The organism is Paracoccus sp. J39, from assembly GCF_000518925.1.
Classification (GTDB): Bacteria; Pseudomonadota; Alphaproteobacteria; order Rhodobacterales; family Rhodobacteraceae; genus Paracoccus.
Map to the genome: position 1 here is coordinate 1 of NZ_JAEN01000031.1, position 17008 is coordinate 17008.

12 protein-coding genes, 1 tRNA gene, 1 rRNA gene and 3 pseudogenes are annotated in these 17008 nt (G+C 64.5%); 14 read left to right on the forward strand and 3 right to left on the reverse strand.

Going from position 1 to position 17008, the window contains the following annotated elements:
- Nucleotides 1-90, forward strand: a 5S ribosomal RNA gene (gene rrf, locus L632_RS23650); the annotation flags it as partial.
- A gap of 66 nt (nucleotides 91-156) precedes the next feature.
- Nucleotides 157-233: transfer RNA gene (locus tag L632_RS0119920), tRNA-Met, on the forward strand.
- On the opposite strand, the gene L632_RS24070 is transcribed toward L632_RS0119920, so the two are convergent.
- The 3 genes and pseudogenes from L632_RS24070 to L632_RS24075 all read right to left on the reverse strand — a co-directional run.
- Nucleotides 190-1848, reverse strand: coding sequence for a recombinase family protein (locus L632_RS24070; protein ID WP_084648161.1), 1659 nt, complete (start codon nucleotides 1846-1848; stop codon nucleotides 190-192). The two genes, L632_RS0119920 and L632_RS24070, sit on opposite strands and share 44 nt — an antisense overlap.
- 385 nt (nucleotides 1849-2233) lie before the next feature.
- Nucleotides 2234-2659 (reverse strand): annotated as a pseudogene (locus L632_RS23235) (hypothetical protein); the annotation flags it as partial.
- A pseudogene (locus L632_RS24075) lies at nucleotides 2658-3188 on the reverse strand (IS21 family transposase); the annotation flags it as partial. The pseudogenes L632_RS23235 and L632_RS24075, both read right to left, overlap by 2 nt.
- Between L632_RS24075 and L632_RS23240 the strand changes: the two are divergent.
- The 12 genes and pseudogenes from L632_RS23240 to L632_RS0120010 form a co-directional block, all read left to right on the forward strand.
- Nucleotides 3187-3835, forward strand: a pseudogene (locus tag L632_RS23240) (recombinase zinc beta ribbon domain-containing protein); the annotation flags it as partial. The pseudogenes L632_RS24075 and L632_RS23240 sit on opposite strands and share 2 nt — an antisense overlap.
- Nucleotides 3832-4236 carry a hypothetical protein gene (locus L632_RS0119960; protein ID WP_028717453.1) on the forward strand — a complete coding sequence of 135 codons (405 nt, stop codon included), beginning with the start codon at nucleotides 3832-3834 and terminating at the stop codon, nucleotides 4234-4236. The pseudogene L632_RS23240 and the gene L632_RS0119960, both read left to right, overlap by 4 nt.
- Nucleotides 4236-4505, forward strand: coding sequence for a helix-turn-helix domain-containing protein (locus L632_RS0119965; RefSeq protein ID WP_232221010.1), 270 nt, complete (start codon nucleotides 4236-4238; stop codon nucleotides 4503-4505). Before L632_RS0119960 ends, L632_RS0119965 begins: the two co-directional genes overlap by 1 nt.
- The gene (locus tag L632_RS0119970) at nucleotides 4502-6640 is read left to right on the forward strand and encodes a class I SAM-dependent DNA methyltransferase (RefSeq protein WP_028717455.1); all 2139 of its coding nucleotides are present in this window, start codon (nucleotides 4502-4504) and stop codon (nucleotides 6638-6640) included. The genes L632_RS0119965 and L632_RS0119970 overlap by 4 nt, the downstream gene beginning before the upstream one ends.
- Entirely contained in the window at nucleotides 6637-8097 is a 1461-nt protein-coding gene (locus L632_RS0119975; RefSeq protein WP_051476507.1) for a restriction endonuclease subunit S, read from the forward strand. Before L632_RS0119970 ends, L632_RS0119975 begins: the two co-directional genes overlap by 4 nt.
- A gap of 2 nt (nucleotides 8098-8099) precedes the next feature.
- On the forward strand, nucleotides 8100-8771 hold the full coding sequence (locus L632_RS0119980) for a DUF4433 domain-containing protein (protein ID WP_028717457.1): 672 nt from the start codon (nucleotides 8100-8102) through the stop codon (nucleotides 8769-8771).
- A gap of 17 nt (nucleotides 8772-8788) precedes the next feature.
- Complete coding sequence (locus L632_RS0119985) at nucleotides 8789-9853, forward strand: macro domain-containing protein (RefSeq protein WP_028717458.1); 1065 nt, start codon at nucleotides 8789-8791, stop codon at nucleotides 9851-9853.
- Nucleotides 9853-12792 (forward strand): type I restriction endonuclease subunit R, encoded by a 2940-nt coding sequence (locus L632_RS0119990; RefSeq protein ID WP_036698973.1) that lies wholly within the window; start codon nucleotides 9853-9855, stop codon nucleotides 12790-12792. The genes L632_RS0119985 and L632_RS0119990 overlap by 1 nt, the downstream gene beginning before the upstream one ends.
- Before the next feature lie 504 nt (nucleotides 12793-13296).
- Complete coding sequence (locus tag L632_RS0119995; RefSeq protein WP_051476511.1) at nucleotides 13297-14352, forward strand: iron ABC transporter permease; 1056 nt, start codon at nucleotides 13297-13299, stop codon at nucleotides 14350-14352.
- The gene (locus L632_RS23245; protein WP_051476508.1) at nucleotides 14349-15152 is read left to right on the forward strand and encodes an ABC transporter ATP-binding protein; all 804 of its coding nucleotides are present in this window, start codon (nucleotides 14349-14351) and stop codon (nucleotides 15150-15152) included. The genes L632_RS0119995 and L632_RS23245 overlap by 4 nt, the downstream gene beginning before the upstream one ends.
- A complete protein-coding gene (locus L632_RS0120005) occupies nucleotides 15142-16149 on the forward strand; it encodes an ABC transporter substrate-binding protein (protein ID WP_028717461.1) in 1008 nt (335 codons plus the stop codon). The genes L632_RS23245 and L632_RS0120005 overlap by 11 nt, the downstream gene beginning before the upstream one ends.
- On the forward strand, nucleotides 16146-17003 hold the full coding sequence (locus L632_RS0120010) for a DUF364 domain-containing protein (RefSeq protein ID WP_028717462.1): 858 nt from the start codon (nucleotides 16146-16148) through the stop codon (nucleotides 17001-17003). Before L632_RS0120005 ends, L632_RS0120010 begins: the two co-directional genes overlap by 4 nt.
- Nucleotides 17004-17008: the final 5 nt, after the last annotated feature.

The following is a 17008-nucleotide window of genomic DNA, read 5'->3' on the forward strand; positions in this document are numbered from 1 at the left end:
CACCCGATCCCATCCCGAACTCGGCCGTTAAGTGCCGTCGCGCCAATGGTACTGCGTCAAAAGACGTGGGAGAGTAGGTCACCGCCAGACCTGAAAAGAAGCGATCCGTCTCTCAAGAACGAAGCAGTGCGTATCAGAACGATCCGCAAAAAATGCCGCGGGGTAGAGCAGCCCGGTAGCTCGTCAGGCTCATAACCTGAAGGCCGCAGGTTCAAATCCTGCCCCCGCAACCATCTTTACTTGCGACCCCGCTGCATCCGCCGCGGGGTTTTTGCGTTGCGCGGAAAGCGTAAGGATTCCGGCAAGATCGCCCTGAATGTCGATCTCGATCCGATCCTCCCCCGGCGTCAGCACGATCCGGTCGATCAGCGAGCGGATGATCTCCGCCGCCTCGATGCGCTGCGTCTCGTCGTCGCTCTGCAGCGTCTCGTAGAGCTGCTGCACCCGCGCCCGGTATTGCAGCGCCATCGAGGGATGCAGCAGGGGCGGGGGCTCGTCGGTACTGGCCAGGAAATCCTGCAGCTCCGCCTTGCGGGCGCGCAGCTTGTCGCCGCGCTCCTTCACCGCCTCGATCGAGATGGCGTCCCGCATGTAGAGATCCATCAGCTTCTCCTCCTCGCGGGCGATCCGCTTCAGTTCCGCCTCGGCCTTGTCGATGCCGGCGCCGCTTTCCATGCGCAGCCGGTTGGTCTCCCTCGTATAGGCGTCGCAGAACTCGGCGAAGAGGTCGGGGTCGACCAGGCGGGTGCGCAGGGCGTTCAGCACCCGAGATTCCAGCTCGTCGCGGCGGATGTTCATCCGGTTGTCGCAGGTGCCCTTGTTGCGCGCCGTCGAGCAGCCGATCAGCTCCTTCGAGATCGCCGAATAGCCGCCGCCGCAGCAGGCGCACTTGGTCAGCCCCGAAAACAGGTATTTGGGCCGCCGGCGGTAGTTCACCTTGCGGACGTCGGCGTTGCCGCGCGCGTCGCGCGCGACCGTATTGTCCTTCTGCCGCGCCTTCACGGCGTTCCAGAGATCGTCGTCGAGGATGCGCAGTTCCGGCACCTCCTGGATTACCCAGTCCTCTTCCGGATTGGGACGCGCCTGGCGCTTGCCGGTATCGGGATCCTTGATGAAGCGCTGCCGGTTCCAGACGATCCTGCCGACATACATCTCGTTGTTGAGGATGCCATTGCCGCGCCGCGGGTTGCCGTTGATGGTGCTGAAGCCCCAGTCGCCGCCCGAGGGCGCGGGGATGCCGTCCTTGTTCAATGCCACGGCGATGGCCTTGGCCGATTTGCCGGCGGCGTAGTCGCGGAAGATGCGGCGCACGACCTCGGCCTGCGCCTCGTTGATCATCCGGTCGCCGCGGATCGGCTCGCCGTTGCCGTCGAACTTCTTGACCACATCGTAGCCGTAGGCATTGCCGCCGCCGGATTTGCCGGCCTCGACGCGGCCGCGCTGGCCACGCCGGGTCTTGTCGGCCAGGTCCTTGAGGAACAGCGCGTTCATCGTGCCCTTCAGCCCGACATGCAATTCGCTGATCTCGCCCTCCGACAGGGTGAACATCTTCACATCGGCGTAGCGCATGCGCTTGTAGATGCCGGCGATGTCCTCCTGGTCCCGGCTGATCCGGTCCAGAGCCTCGGCCAGCACCATGTCGAAGCGGCCGCGCGCGGAATCCAGGATCAGCGCCTGGAGGCCGGGGCGCTGGATCATGCTGGCGCCGGAGATGGAATGGTCGGAATATTCCTCGACCACCTGCCAGCCTTCCTTCTCGGCCCGCAGCCGGCACATGCGGAACTGGTCGGCGATCGAGGCATCGCGCTGCTGGTCGGACGAATAGCGGGCGTAGACGGCAACCTTCACGGCGGCTCTCCCTGTCGGATCAGGAGGCGCCGGGTTCCCTGGTCTTTTTCCGCGCCTCGAAATTGTCCCTGGCGGCTTGCCTGCCCAGCAGGCGCACCAGTCTGACGAGGCGCGGGTCGGGATTGCCGCGGGGCGTGAAGCCGAGTTCCGGCGCGCCGAGCAGCAGGGCGTCGAGCAGCGCCTCGCGTTCGCTCCGCGTCATCGTGGCCTGGGTTCGGGAGGCTGGCAAGGTCATAATCGCCAGCATCGGCGCCGAAATCCGCATAAGCAATGGAAATCGCTGTGGAATAATCGGCGGTGAATGGCATGGGCCGGGGTGCGGCAGGGCAGGGTGGCGTAGAGCGGCGCGTTCCGGCGTCGTGCAATGACTTGCCGGAATCCGGGATCAGCGCGACCGATGCCGGCGCCAGACCTCGATCATCCAGCCCAGCATCACCGCATTGAGGACATGCCACAGGAAATGCGTGCCGAAGGGCAGGGCGCCGCAGAGGGGCTGATCCAGCGTGCGGAAGGTCAGCGAGACGATCAGGATCCCGGCGCCGACGGCGAGGCCGCGCGCCGTTTCCGGCAGGCGTCTGCGCAGCAGCAGCGCATAGATCAGAATCAGCAGCGGCACCGGCGCATAGCTGGCAGACGAGCCGAGGCCGGGGATCATCGCGAAGACCGGCACCGTCGCGGCGGCGTAGGGAATGAAGCCCGCCGTTACCAGGGCGGCGATCCAGGGACGCGCCCCGAAATAGTCCCGTGTGGCGGCGAAGACGTAGAGCAGGATGAAGCCGACGATCGGCAGCACGTCCATCAGCCCGGTCATAGGCCCGGATCGAGACGTCCTGATGGCCGTAAGCGACCGGCACCGAGTAGTCGTTGGTCTTGTAGCGCACCAGAGATTGCGACGAGACGCGCCCGGTCGCCTGATCGCAGGCATCAAACGGTGCCGCCGGGAGCGGGCGCATCGCGGCGAGGTCGCGCTGCAATCTCTCGCCGATCGTTTCGCTTTCGCCGCGCAGGACATCGAGCTGGCGCCGCTCGCATTGCTCCTCCAGCCAGAGGTTGAACGCGTCCCAGGTCGCGAATTCCGGCATCGGCACCATGAAGTTGCGACGACAATAGCCCACCAGGCCTTCGACATTGCCTTTGTCGTTACCCTTGCCCGGGCGGCCATACCGATCCCGGATCAGGTAATGCGACAGGAAACCGCTGAACAGCGAAGCACGCTTGCGGGTGCCGTCTGGCAGGATCTTCGCCACCAGACAGCGGTCGTTGTCATAGACGATCGACTGAGGAACCGCCTCGAAGAAGGAGAAGGCGTGGATGTGACCGTCAACCCAGGCTTCGGCCAACCGGATCGACAAGAAATATCTCTACCGGATGCTGAGCAATCGCGCCTATATCGGCGAGGCGGTCCACAAGGGCGAGCTACCCCGGCGAGCATGACGCCATCATCGACACCGGGATGTGGGACAAGGTCCACGCCATCCTGACCGAAAGCCCGCGCAAGCGTGCCGCGCGCACCCGCGCGGAGACACCAGCGCTGCTGAAGGGGCTGCTGTTCGGGCCGGACGGCGCAGCGTTCTCGCCGACACACACCCGCAAGGGCGGCAGACTCTACCGCTACTACGTCAGCCAGACGGTGCTGAAGCACGGCGCGGGGGCGTGCCCCGTCGGCCGCGTCCCTGCGGGCGAGATCGAGGCGGCCGTGCTCGACCAGTTGCGCGCCGTGTTCCGCCAGCCCGAGATCGTTGCGGGGACGTGGAAGGCGGCGCGGGCCCACACCGACGACATCACCGAGGCCGATGCCCGCGCGGCGCTGCAGCAGATCGACCCGCTTTGGGACGAACTCTTCCCCGCCGAGCAGGCTCGCATCGTGGCGCTGCTAGTCGAGAGCGTGGACATCGGCACGGACGGGCTCAACGTCCGGCTGCGCGTCGACGGGCTCAGCGGTTTGGCCCGCGAGATGCTGGCCGGCGACATCGGAGAAGCTGCATGACCCGCGGGGTTCCGATCCCGGAGACCGTGACGCTCCGCGTGCCGTTCCGCATCGTGAAGCGCGGCGGGCGCAAGGAGATGCACCTCCCCGATGGGGCCGCGACCCAGCGCCGCCCCGACGATGCCCTCGTCAAGGCACTGGCCCGGGCCTTCCGCTGGAAACGGATGCTGGAATCGGGCGAGTTCGCCACCATTGCCGAACTTGCGGAACGTGAGGGGATCGCGGTGTCCTACGTCACCCGGCTTCTGCGACTGACGCTCCTCGCGCCGGACATCGTGGAGGCCATTCTCGACGGGCGGCAGGGACCGGCGGTGACGCTGGGGCGATTGATGGAGCCGTTCCCACTGGGGTGGAAGCGCAAGTGCCCCTTGATGACAAGCAGTGACAGGAATGGGCACTGATGGACTGGCTTACCCCGGCTTCCCCTGCTAGGATCTCCGAAATCTTCGAGAGGACAGGGATGGTTATGCAGCCCGAACCCGCGATGACTGTTCGCGACGTCGCTGGTTACCTGAACGTCGATGAAAAGACGGTCTACCGCCTGGCCAAGCGGGGTGAACTGCCCGGCTTCAAGGTTGCAGGCGCGTGGCGCTTCAAGAGGGCCGATCTGGATGCATGGATCGATCAACAAAAGCAGGCTGCGCAAGATAATTCCGGGGGCGGGCATTGAGTGAACTGAACATCAGCAATTTCATCTGGAACATCGCCGATGATATCCTGCGCGACGTCTATGTCCGGGGAAAGTACCGGGATGTCATTCTGCCGATGACGGTTATTCGGCGTCTCGACGCGGTGCTGGAGCCGACCAAGGACGCCGTGCTCGCGATGAAGACACAGCTCGACAAGGCTGGAGTTGCCAATCAGCACGCCGCGTTGTGCCAGGCGTCCGGGGAAGCGTTCTACAACACCTCGCAGTTCCGCCTGCGCGACCTCACATCCCGCGCGCGTCGCCAGCAGCTGAAGGCGGATTTCGAGGCTTACCTCGATGGCTTCTCCCCGAACGTCCAGGAAGTGCTGGACAAATTCAAGTTCCGCAATCAGATCCCGACATTGGTCGAAGCCGACGCGCTCGGCTTCCTGCTCGAGAAGTTTCTCGATCCATCGGTCAACCTCAGTCCGAAGCCCGTGCTGCACGCCGATGGCACCGTTCGCCTGCCGGGCCTCGACAACCACTCGATGGGCACGATCTTCGAGGAGCTGATCCGACGCTTCAACGAAGAGAACAACGAGGAAGCCGGCGAGCACTTCACCCCGCGCGACGTGGTGGAGCTCATGTCCCATCTCATCTTCATGCCGATCGCCGACGACATCCAGTCGGGCACCTACCTCGTTTACGACGGGGCATGCGGCACCGGCGGCATGCTGACCGTGGCGGAGGAGACATTCACCAGGCTCGCGACCGACCACGGCAAGGAGGTCTCGGTTCATCTGTATGGCCAGGAGGTCAACCCCGAGACCTTCGCCATCAGCAAGGCCGACCTGATCCTGAAGGGCGAAGGGCTCGAAGCCGAGAACATGAAATTCGGCTCCACGCTCTCGTCGGATGCCTTCCCGTCCCACGAGTTCGACTTCATGCTGTCGAACCCGCCCTACGGCAAATCGTGGAAGACCGATCTCGAACGCATGGGCGGGAAGAAGGACATCCGCGATCCCCGCTTCCTGATCGAGCATGGTGGCGACCCCGAGTTCAGCCTGATCACCCGTTCGAGCGACGGCCAGATGGTGTTTCTGGCCAACATGCTCAGCAAGATGAAGACCGCGTCGCCCCTCGGCAGCCGCATTGCCGAGGTTCACAACGGATCGTCGCTCTTCACCGGCGACGCCGGGTCGGGCGAGAGCAATGTCCGGCGCTGGGTCATCGAGAATGACTGGCTGGAGGCCATCGTCGCCCTGCCGCTGAACATCTTCTACAACACCGGGATCGCGACCTACATCTGGGTGCTCAGCAACCGCAAGGCAGAACACCGCCGCGGCAAGGTGCAACTCATCGACGCCACGTCCTGGTTCAGGCCGCTCCGCAAGAACCTTGGCAAGAAGAACTGCGAACTGGGGCCCGACGATCTTCGCCGGATCACCGACGCCTTCATGCAGGGCCGCGAGGACGAGACGTCGAAAATCTTCCCCAACGCGGCGTTCGGCTACTGGAAGGTCACCATCGAGCGCCCGTTGCGCCTGAAGGTCGAATTGACGGATGCTGCGCTGCGCCGCTTCCGCAGGGCCTGCGCCGATGTGGGCGAGGACGATCTGGCGCGCGCGGTCGAGGCGGTCGCCGACCATGCGGGCGCCGGCCCGCATCTCGACTTCAACCGGTTCGCAATGCAGGCCGAGGCGGCCGCCGCCGGGCTTGGCATCCGGATGACCGCCAAGCGGCAGAAGCTGCTGATGTCGGCGCTGGGGGTCAAGGCGGCCGAGGCGGCGCCGGTCATCCGCAGGGTCGCGAAGCCGAAAGCCGGCGCCGACATCGACCACGACGCGCTGCACGGCAGCTATCGCACCACCATCGATGGCAAGCCGGTTGTCGTGGATTACGAGCCGGATACCGACCTGCGGGACACCGAACAGGTGCCGTTCCTTGAGGATGGCGGCATCGAGGCCTTCGTCCGGCGCGAGGTGCTGCCCCATGCGCCCGACGCCTGGATCGACGCCTCGAAGACGGTGATCGGCTACGAGATCAGCTTCACCCGGCATTTCTACAAGCCGCAGCCGCTGCGAACGCTCGACCAGATCGAGGCGGATATCCGCGCGCTGGAGAGGCAGACGGATGGCCTGCTGGAGGACGTGCTGGTAGGAGGCCGGGGCGCATGAGGGCGCGCGCGCTTGCCGTGGCGCCGTCGGCGGAGCGTGGGGGACTTGCCCCCTACGCCTCCTGTCGCGACAGCGGGTTGCCTTGGCTCGGCGCGATCCCGTCGCATTGGGATGTGCGGCGCGGGAAATACCTCTTTCGCGAAATCGACGACCGGACCGACACGGGGACGGAGACCTTGCTATCCTTGCGTCAGGCTCATGGCCTGATCCCGCATGCCAAGGTTTCGACCAAGCCGGTCACGCCTGACGAATTGAAGGGATACAAGCGCATTCGCGCGGGGCAGATGGTCCTGAACCGGATGCAAGCGTCGAACGGCATGTTCGCAGTGGCGCACGAAGACGGGCTGGTGAGTCCTGACTACGCGGTTTTCCAGCCCATCCAGCCGATGGAACCCGATTACTTCATCAACCTTTTCAAGACGAACATCTACCGCGCGAAATTCCGTCAGGAGTCGAAAGGGCTTGGAACCGGCATGTCGGGTTTCCTGCGCCTCTATTCGGATCGCTTCGGGGCCATTCATGTCCCGCAGCCACCGCAGGACGAACAGCGGCAGATTGTCGAGTTCGTTAGATCCTATGATCGTCGCGTCCGCCGCCTGATCCGCAACAAGCGGCGGCTGATCGGGCTGTTGAACGAGCAGAAGCAGGCGATCATCAACCGCGCCGTCACGCGCGGCCTGAACCCCGCCGCCCCGATGAAGCCCACCGGCATCGACTGGATGCCCGAGGTTCCGGCGCATTGGGAGGTTCGAAAGGTCAAGCAGGTTGCTTCCTTCAACCCCTCCAGAACGGAAAGCTCGACGGATTTTGACGACGACGATGAGGTCGTCTTCCTGCCCATGGAGAACGTTTCTGTCGCCGGTGAGGTTGACTGTAGCGCGCGTGGCAAGGTCGCGGACCTGCGGAGCGGATACACCTATTTTAGGCGGCATGACGTTGTGGTCGCCAAGATCACGCCATGCTTCGAGAATGGGAAGGGCGCGTATCTAGGCGCTCTCGACACCGAGATTGGCTTCGGCACGACAGAGTTCGTGGTGTTGAGAGCAAACCCGGAAATCGACCCCGGCTTTTTGTATCAGGTGACGATGCTGCACGCGTTCCGTCGTGATGGCGAAATGGCAATGACTGGGGCAGCGGGCCAGCAGCGTGTGCCCTTGAACTTCATGCGGGAGTTCATGTTCGGCCTCCCAGATCTGCAAGAGCAGCGACGCGTCCTCGCCTTCGTGGAACTCGAAACCCAGAAGATCAATCAGACGATCGAGAAAGCGAAATCGGAAATCTCGCTCGTCATGGAATACCGCGAGCGCCTGATTGCCGATGTCGTCACCGGCAAGCTGGACGTGCGTCACATCAAGATCACGACGCCCGCCGACGAGCCGGTCATCGACGAGGACGACGCGCTGGATGAGGACCTGAACGCCGAGGACACGGACGAACTGGCGGAGGCCGAGGACTGACCATGCCGCCACCCGCCGCCCCGAAAATCTATCACATCGTGCACGTGGACCGGCTGCCCTCGATCATCGCCGAGGGCGGTCTGCTGTGCGATGCCGAGATCGTCCGGCGCGCGGCGGCCAACCCGGCCATGGGCACCACCATCGGGATGACCAGCATCAAGGAACGGCGGCTGAACGAGCTCGAGCTTTCCAGCCATCCCGGCCTGCGTGTCGGCGGCTGCGTGCCCTTCTACTTCTGCCCGCGCTCGATCATGCTCTACCTGATCCATTGCGCGAACCATGCCGAACTTGCCTATCGCGGCGGCCAGGGGCCGATTGTCCATCTGGAGGCCGACCTGCGCGACAGCGTCGCTTGGGCGAATCAGAACCGGTCCCGCTGGGCCTTCACCCTGTCGAACGCCGGGGCCTATTACTTCGAGGACCGGGCCGACCTCGAGCAGCTTGACGCCATCAACTGGGACGCGGTCCAGACGAACCGCTGGGCGGGGAACGGCATCTCGCGCTCGGTCAAGGAAGGCAAGCAGGCGGAATTTCTCATGGAACGGGCTTTTCCATGGCAGCTTGTGACCCGGATCGGGGTAAGGTCGCAACAGGTCTACGGGCAAGTCAGGGCGGCCTTGCAGGCGGCGGGCCATAAGCCGCATGTCGAAATCAAGCCGGATTGGTACTATTGATGGGGAGGGAGGCAGCGATGTTCGAATACAAGACGGGCGATATTCTGGCCGCCGATGCCGACGCCCTGGTGAATACGGTGAATTGCGTCGGCGTGATGGGCCGAGGGATCGCGCTTCAGTTCAAGAACGCGTTCCCGGAGAATTTCCGTGCCTACGAGCAAGCCTGCAAGCGTGAGGAAGTCCGGCCGGGCCATATGTTCGTCTTCGAGACCGGCCAGCTGACCAGCCCGCGATACATCATCAACTTCCCGACCAAGCGCCACTGGCGCGGCAAGAGCCGTATGGAGGACATCGACGCGGGGCTGAAGGATCTGCAGCGAGTCATTCGGGAGAGGAAGATTCGGTCAATCGCCATTCCCCCGCTTGGCAGCGGGCTGGGCGGCCTCGACTGGAATGAGGTCCGGCCAAGGATCGAAGAGGCGCTGCGCGGCTTCAGCGACCTGCATGTCATCATCTTCCAGCCGAATGGCGCCCCGGAACCGGCCCGGATGGCAAGGCGGCAGACGGCCCCGAACATGACCCCCGGCCGTGCGGCGCTGGTCGGCCTGATGGACCGTTACCTCAGCGGGCTTCTGGATCCGTTCGTGACGCTGCTTGAGGTGCACAAGCTCATGTATTTCATGAAAGTCAGTGGCGAGCCGTCGATGGAGCGGCTTCGGGTGGTGAAGGGTCCATACGGCCCGTATTCGGAGAACCTGACCCACGTCCTGCGCGAGATCGAGGGATATTTCGTCTCCGGCTACCGCGACGGGGGCGATGCGCCCAACAAGCAGCTCGAGCTTGTGCCGGGAGCGGTGAAGGACGCCGACGAATTCCTCGAAGAGCATCCAGACACGCGGGCCCGTTTCGACAAGGTGGCCAGCCTCGTCGAAGGCTTCGAGACGCCATTCGGGCTTGAGCTTTTGTCAACGGTCCACTGGGTGATCACGCACGAGTCCCCGCACTCGATCAATGAGGCGGTCTCCAAGGTTTACGGGTGGAATGATCGCAAGAAACAGTTCTCGCCGAGGCAGGTCGCACTGGCGGCGGAGGTCCTTCAGAAGAAGGGCTGGATCGATGCCGGTGCATTGCAGGCGGGCTGATGACGACGGACACCAGCGAGAAAGGCCTCGAAGCCCTCATCGTCCGCTCGCTCATTGACGAGGCGGGTTACGTCGCCGGGGCTTCGAAGGATTTCGACCGGGACCACGCCGTTGACCTGACGAAGCTGTTCGACTTCCTCAACGCGACACAGCCCGAGGCTGTCGAGGCGCTCGGCATCGGCGAGGATGGACCGAAGCGGCTGCAGTTCCTGCACCGACTGCAGGGCGAGATCGCCAAGCGCGGCGTCATCGACGTGCTGCGCAACGGCGTGAAGCACGGCCCCGGCTCGGTGGAGCTGTTCTTCGGCACGCCGACCCCGGGCAACGCCAAGGCCGAGGCGTTGTTCGCCGCGAATATCTTCAGCGTCACCCGCCAGCTGCGCTATTCGAAGGACGCCACCAAGCTGTCGCTCGACGCGGCGGTCTTCATCAACGGCCTGCCGGTTGCCACCTTCGAGTTGAAGAACAGCCTGACCAAGCAGACGGTCGAGGATGCGATCGAGCAATACAAGCGCGACCGCAATCCGAAGGAGTTACTGTTCCAGTTCGGCCGCTGCGTCGTCCACTTCGCCGTGGACGATCACGAGGTGCGGATGTGCACACAGCTGAAGGGCAAGGCGTCCTGGTTCCTGCCGTTCAACAAGGGCTGGAACGACGGCGCGGGCAATCCGCCGAACCCTCATGGGCTGAAGACCGACTACCTGTGGAAGGAGTATCTGACGAAGCGGAACCTCACCGACATCCTTGAGAACTACGCGCAGGTGGTCGAGGAGGTCGACGAGCGTGGCAAGAAGAAGCCGCCGAAGCAGGTCTTCCCGCGGTTTCACCAGCTTGACGTGGTGCGCAAGCTGCTGGCCGATGCCGAAGCCGTAGGGGCCGGAAAGCGGTACCTGATCCAGCACTCGGCCGGTTCGGGCAAGAGCAACTCGATCGCCTGGCTTGCCCATCAATTGATCGGCTTGGAGACGGCCGGAAAGACGACCTTCGAGTCCGTCATCGTGGTCACCGACCGGCGTGTTCTGGACAAACAGATCCGGGACACGATCAAACAGTTCGCGCAAGTGTCATCCGTCGTGGGCCACGCCGAAAAGTCCGGCGACCTGCGCGCCTTCCTGAAGGCCGGCAAGAAGATCATCATTACGACGGTGCAGAAGTTCCCCTTCATTCTCGACGAGATCGGCGACGAGCACCGTGGGCGAACCTTCGCCATCATCATCGACGAGGCCCATTCCAGCCAGGGCGGTCGCACTGCCGCGAAGATGAACATCGCGCTCGCGGCGAATGGCGCCGAGGAGGAGGACGAGACGGTCGAGGACGCCATCAACCGTCTGATGGAAGCTAGGAAGGTGCTGCCGAACGCCAGCTATTTCGCGTTCACTGCGACGCCAAAGAATAAGACGCTGGAGGTATTCGGCGCTCCGGTCCCGCAGGACGACAAGGTCAAGCACGTGCCTTTCCACAGCTATACGATGAAGCAGGCGATTCAGGAGGGCTTCATCCTCGACGTGCTGAAGCACTACACGCCGGTTGACAGCTACTACCGGCTCATGAAGACGGTTGAGGACGATCCCAAGTTCGACACGAAGCGGGCGCAGAAAAAGCTCCGCAAGTATGTGGAATCCCATGACCATGCGATCCGGAAGAAGGCCGAGATCATGGTCGATCACTTCCACGACCAGGTCATCGCGCACCGCAAGATCGGCGGCGCGGCCAGGGCGATGGTCATCACCAACGGGATTCAGCGCGCAATCCAGTACTTCCACGCCTTCCAAGCCTATCTGAAGGAACGTAAGAGCCCGTACCAAGCTATCGTCGCTTTCTCGGGCGAACATGACTATGGCGGCCAGAAGGTCACGGAAGCGACGATGAACGCCTTTCCGAGCAGCCAGATCGAGGAGCTGATTCAAAAGGATCCGTATCGCTTCCTGATTGTCGCGGACAAGTTTCAGACCGGCTATGACGAGCCGCTGCTGCACACGATGTACGTGGACAAGACGCTGTCCGGCGTGAAGGCGGTGCAAACGCTGTCGCGCCTCAACCGGGCGCATCCGCAGAAGCACGATACCTTTGTTCTCGACTTCATGAACGACTTCGACGCGATCAAGGCATCCTTCGAGCCGTACTATCGGACCACGATGCTCAGCGAAGAGACCGATCCCAACAAGCTGCACGATCTGAAGACCTCGCTGGACGGCTACCAGGTCTATTCTTGGGAACAGGTGGAGGACTTGGTGGCGCTCTACCTCGGCGGCGCGGACCGGGACAAGCTCGACCCGATCCTCGACTCTTGCGTGGCCGTATACAAGGCAGACCTCGACGAGGACGGACAGGTCGACTTCAAGGGCAAGGCGAAGGCGTTTACCAGGACATACGGCTTCCTGGCTGCGATCCTTCCCTTCAGCAATGCCGATTGGGAGAAGCTGTCGATCTTCCTGAATTTCCTGACGCCGAAGCTGCCGGCCCCGGAGGAGCCGGACCTGTCAAAGGGTATTCTCGAGGCAATCGACATGGACAGCTATCGGGTCGAAGCTCAGGCAACCATGGCCATCGTGTTGCCCGACGCAGACGCAGAAATCGGGCCCGTGCCGACCACGGGGGGCGGCGGCCGGCCCGATCCCGAGCTCGATCTCCTGAGCAATATTCTGAAGGTCTTCAACGAGATGTTCGGCAACATCGATTGGAAGGACAAGGACAAGATCGGGAAGGTGATTGCAGAGGAGCTGCCCGCGAAAGTCTCGGCGGACAGGGCGTATCAGAACGCCATGAAAAACTCGGACAAGCAGAACGCCCGGATCGAGCACGACAAGGCGCTTGAACGCGCGGTGATCGAGCTGCTCTCCGACCATACCGAGTTGTTCAAGCAGTTCTCCGACAACCCGTCGTTCAAGAAATGGCTGTCCGAAACGATCTTCACAGCGACATACGCCGATGCATCGTAACGGCGCGACCGGACAAGTTCGACGTGAGGGGCGACAGGAAGCGAAGGGAACCGGGATCGGAGTCCGCGCTGGTTCGAAATAAAATCATTTGTGGACAGATGCTTACAAGCTGTTCACCTAAACAGTCCGGCCTGAACAACTCTCTCAAGCGGCGGATGCGACGCTGTGACGGCGCCTCTCGCACAGGGTGACGGCGTTGATGAACCAAGCTTCTTTTGAAGTGGATGCCTTGGTCGGTGGCGCAATCTTTCCGCCCGCCCGCGCGCGAGTTTCGTCGCATCGGGCAATATGCCGCAGTATACCCTTTGCCTTCCCTTCGTTATGCTTGAATGGATATAACGATTCGGTGGGATGCGAGGAGGAGACGGGGGTGGTGGTTCGTATCGGCAAAGGACCGGCCGCATTGGCATCGGCACGGTCCATCCCGACCGTCGCGTGGGCACTGGCGCAGGGCCCGGCGGGAACGGGTCGCTCTGGCCTCACCCGGACACAGAGGTGATGCAGATGAACAGGCCGACCCCGCTTGCGTCCACGCAGCCGGTTGTACGGCCGCGACGCTGGCGTCTGACGGTGATCCCCGCCCTGGGGTTGGCCCTCTTGGGACTGGCGGTGTTTTCGCTGGGATTGGGGCGGGTGCCCATTCCGCCGGGCACAGTGCTGGCGGTACTGGCCTCGCAGTTCTGGGAGGTTCAGGCCGACTGGTCGCCCGCAGTCGAGCAGATCGTGACCAATGTCCGCCTGCCGCGCATTCTTGCCGCGATGCTGGTGGGGGCGGGGTTGGCCGCGGCCGGCGCAGCCTACCAGACGCTGTTTCGCAATCCAATCGTGGCGCCGGACGTCCTGGGGGTCTCGGCCGGGGCGGGCTTCGGGGCCTCGCTTGCCGTGACGCTGAACCTTGGCGCCTGGGCGATCCAGGCGGGTGCATTCGCCATGGGGCTTTGCGCCGTGGGGTTGGTCTTTGCCGTGGGGCAGGCCATCAACCGCCATTCGCTGATCGTGCTGGTGCTGGTCGGCGTGGTGGTCGCGGCGTTCTTCCAGGCGATGATCTCGGTGCTGAAGATCGTGGCGGACCCCGTTGACGTGCTTCCCGCGATCACGTTCTGGCTGCTGGGCGGGCTGAACCGGGTGACGCCCGGCGACCTGCCCTTGGTGGCGCTGCTGGTCGGGCTGGCACTGGCGGTACTTTACGCCCTGCGATGGCAGGTCAACGTGATGAGCGTCGGCAGCGAAGAGGCGCGGATGCTGGGCGTGGACACCGGCATGATCCGCATCGCGCTGATCCTGTCGGCCACACTGATGACGGCGGCGGCCGTCTCGATCGCCGGGATCGTCGGCTGGGTCGGGTTGGTGGTGCCGCATATCGCGCGGCTGCTCGTCGGCTCGTCCTTCGACCGGCTGCTGCCCGTCTCGGCCCTGACCGGCGCGCTGTTCCTGCTGCTGGTGGACAACCTGTCGCGCGGCGCCACCACGATGGAGATCCCGCTGGGCATCACCACCAGTGTCATCGGCGCCCCGTTGTTTCTGCTGCTGCTGTTGCGGGCAAGGACGGGCTGGTTATGAGGCTGGCGGTATCCGGCCTGTCCTTTGCCCATGGTGCCGGCGCGCAGCGGCTGGAGAATATCGGTTTCGTGCTGGACCCGGGCGAGGTGCTTTGCGTGCTGGGGCCGAACGGTGTGGGCAAGACGACGCTGCTGCGCTGCCTGATCGGGGCGCTGACGCCTTCGGGCGGCTCGATCCTTCTGGACGGCCGGCCGGTGGCCATCCTGTCGCCGCGTGCGCTTGCCCGCGGCATGGCCTATGTGCCGCAGGCGACGCAGCCGGCCTTCGGCCATCTGGTGCGCGAGATGGTGGTGATGGGCCGCTCGCCGCATCTGGGGCGGCTGGACATACCGGGCCGGGCGGACCGGGCCATCGCCATGGACTGCCTGGACCGGGTCGGGCTGGCCCATCTGGCCGAGCGTCCCTTTGCCGCCATCAGCGGCGGCGAGCGGCAGCTTTGCCTGCTGGCGCGTGCGCTGGCGCAACAGGCGCGATTGCTGATCCTGGACGAGCCCGCGGCCAGCCTGGATTTCGGCAACCAGTTGCGGCTGCTGGATCTCGTCGCCGGGCTGGCGCAGGACGGGCTGGGCATCCTGATGGTCACGCATCACCCCGACCACGCCCTGCATGTCGGCAACCGCTTCATCGCGCTGCGCGGGGGGCGGATGCACGGGGCTGGGCCGGTCGCCGATCTGGCGCGGCCCGGCTATCTGAGCGCGCTTTACGGCCGCGGCATCCGCATCATCCGCGATGCCGACGGCACGCTGGCCTGCGCCCCGCTTTTCCATTCCCCGCAACCGGAGAGCAACCATGTTCCTTAAAGCCGTCCCCATCCTGTCAGGGATGCTCGTCCTTGGCCTGTCGGGCGCCGTGCTGGCCCGCGACATCACTGACATGGCCGGCCGCACTGTCACGGTGCCGGACCGGATCGACAGCGTCGCCACGCTGGGCTCGGTGCCGGTGATCAACAGCTTCGTCTTCGCCGCGGGCCAAGGCGCGCTGATCGCCAACGACCTGCCGCCTTGGGCGCGGCAATCGGGCCGCTGGGCCTGGCAGGACGTTTTCGCGCCGCAGCTTGCCCAAAGCCCCCGCGTCGAGGATGCCGAGCGTAACCTGGCGCTGGAGGAACTGCTGACGCTCAACCCGGACGTGGCGCTGACCTTCGCCCAGGACACGGCGGACCTTTTGGATCGGTACGGCATCGCGACCGTGGTGCTGCGCATCCAGACGCCCGAGGACGTCAAGGACGGCGTGGCGCTGGTCGGCGACCTGCTGGGCAATGCCCGCATCGGCCCGGATTATGCCGCGTGGTTCGACAGCACGCTGGCCGACGTCGCGGCGCGGGTCGAAGGTGTGGCGGACCGGCCCTCGGTGCTTTATCTCAACCCGGTCAACATGACCCAGCCGCATCTGGTGGCGGAATGGTGGATCACGGCTGCCGGCGGGGATTCCGTCACCGACGACGGCCGCAGCGAGGAAACCCTGGCGCTGACCACCGAGGTCGTGCTGGCCGCCGATCCCGACATCATCATCGTCGGCGACCCGACCCATGTCGCCCGCCTGGACGAGGACGCCAACCTGTCGCAACTGCGCGCGGTGCAGGAGGGCCGGATTCTCGTCGCGCCGATGGGGGCGCATATCTGGGCCAATCGCACGGTCGAGCAGCCGCTGACCCTGCTTTGGGCGGCCTCGCATTTCCACCCCGAGCTTTTCCCCGAAGCCGAGTTGATTGCGACGGTGCGGGACTTCTACAAGAGCTTCTTTGGGACGGAACTCGACGACGGGCAGATCCGCGCCATCCTTGGGGGCAGGGTATGAGCGTCCCCCGCCCGAAGGACACCGGCGAAGGCGCATCGTATCTTGAACGGACCTACGATGCCGTGACCGGGATACTCGGCGCCGAGGCCGAGGCGCGGACCGTCGGCCGTGCCACGCTGGGGCTGTTCTTCGTCGCCGTCACGCTGGACAGCGGCCATACCGGGCTGTGCGCCACGCCGCTGAAAGACATCCCCGAGGCGGTGTGCTGCCCCTCTTCGGCCATGGCGATGCCGTTTCCCGGCAAGCTGCGCGGCATGGGGGCGCTGCGGCTGGCGCAAGAGGCGCTGTCGCATACGGGGCTGCGCCGCGCGCTCGGCATCGCGGCGCTGAACGCGCTGGCCCATCTGGCGGCCGAGCGTCGCGGGCCCCAGGGTTATCGCGTCGTCGAGGATGCCGATGCCTTCGACATCGCCCGCATCCGGCCCGACGAGACAGCGGTCGTCGTCGGCGCCTTCGGCCCGTTCCTCAAGGCGCTGCGCGGCATCGGCGCGCGGCATTTCGTGCTGGAAAAAGACCCTGCCACGCTGCGCCCCGACGAGATGGAGCATTTCCGCCCCGCCGAAAGCTATCCCCGCATCGTGCCCCAGGCAAACGTGTTGCTGATCACCGGCACCACGCTCGTCAACGACAGCCTGCCCGGGCTGATCGCCTGCGCCCGCCCCGAGGCGCGGGTGGTGCTGGTCGGCCCGACCGTGCCGATGCTGCCCGACGCCTTTCTTGACCGCCGGGGTATGATCCTGGGCACCGTGCGCGTCACCGATGCCGAGGCGCTGCATGAGGTGCTGGCGCAAGGCGGCTCGGGCTATCACTTCTTCGGAAAATACGCGCCCAGGATCGTTCTGGCGCAGGATTGAACGCA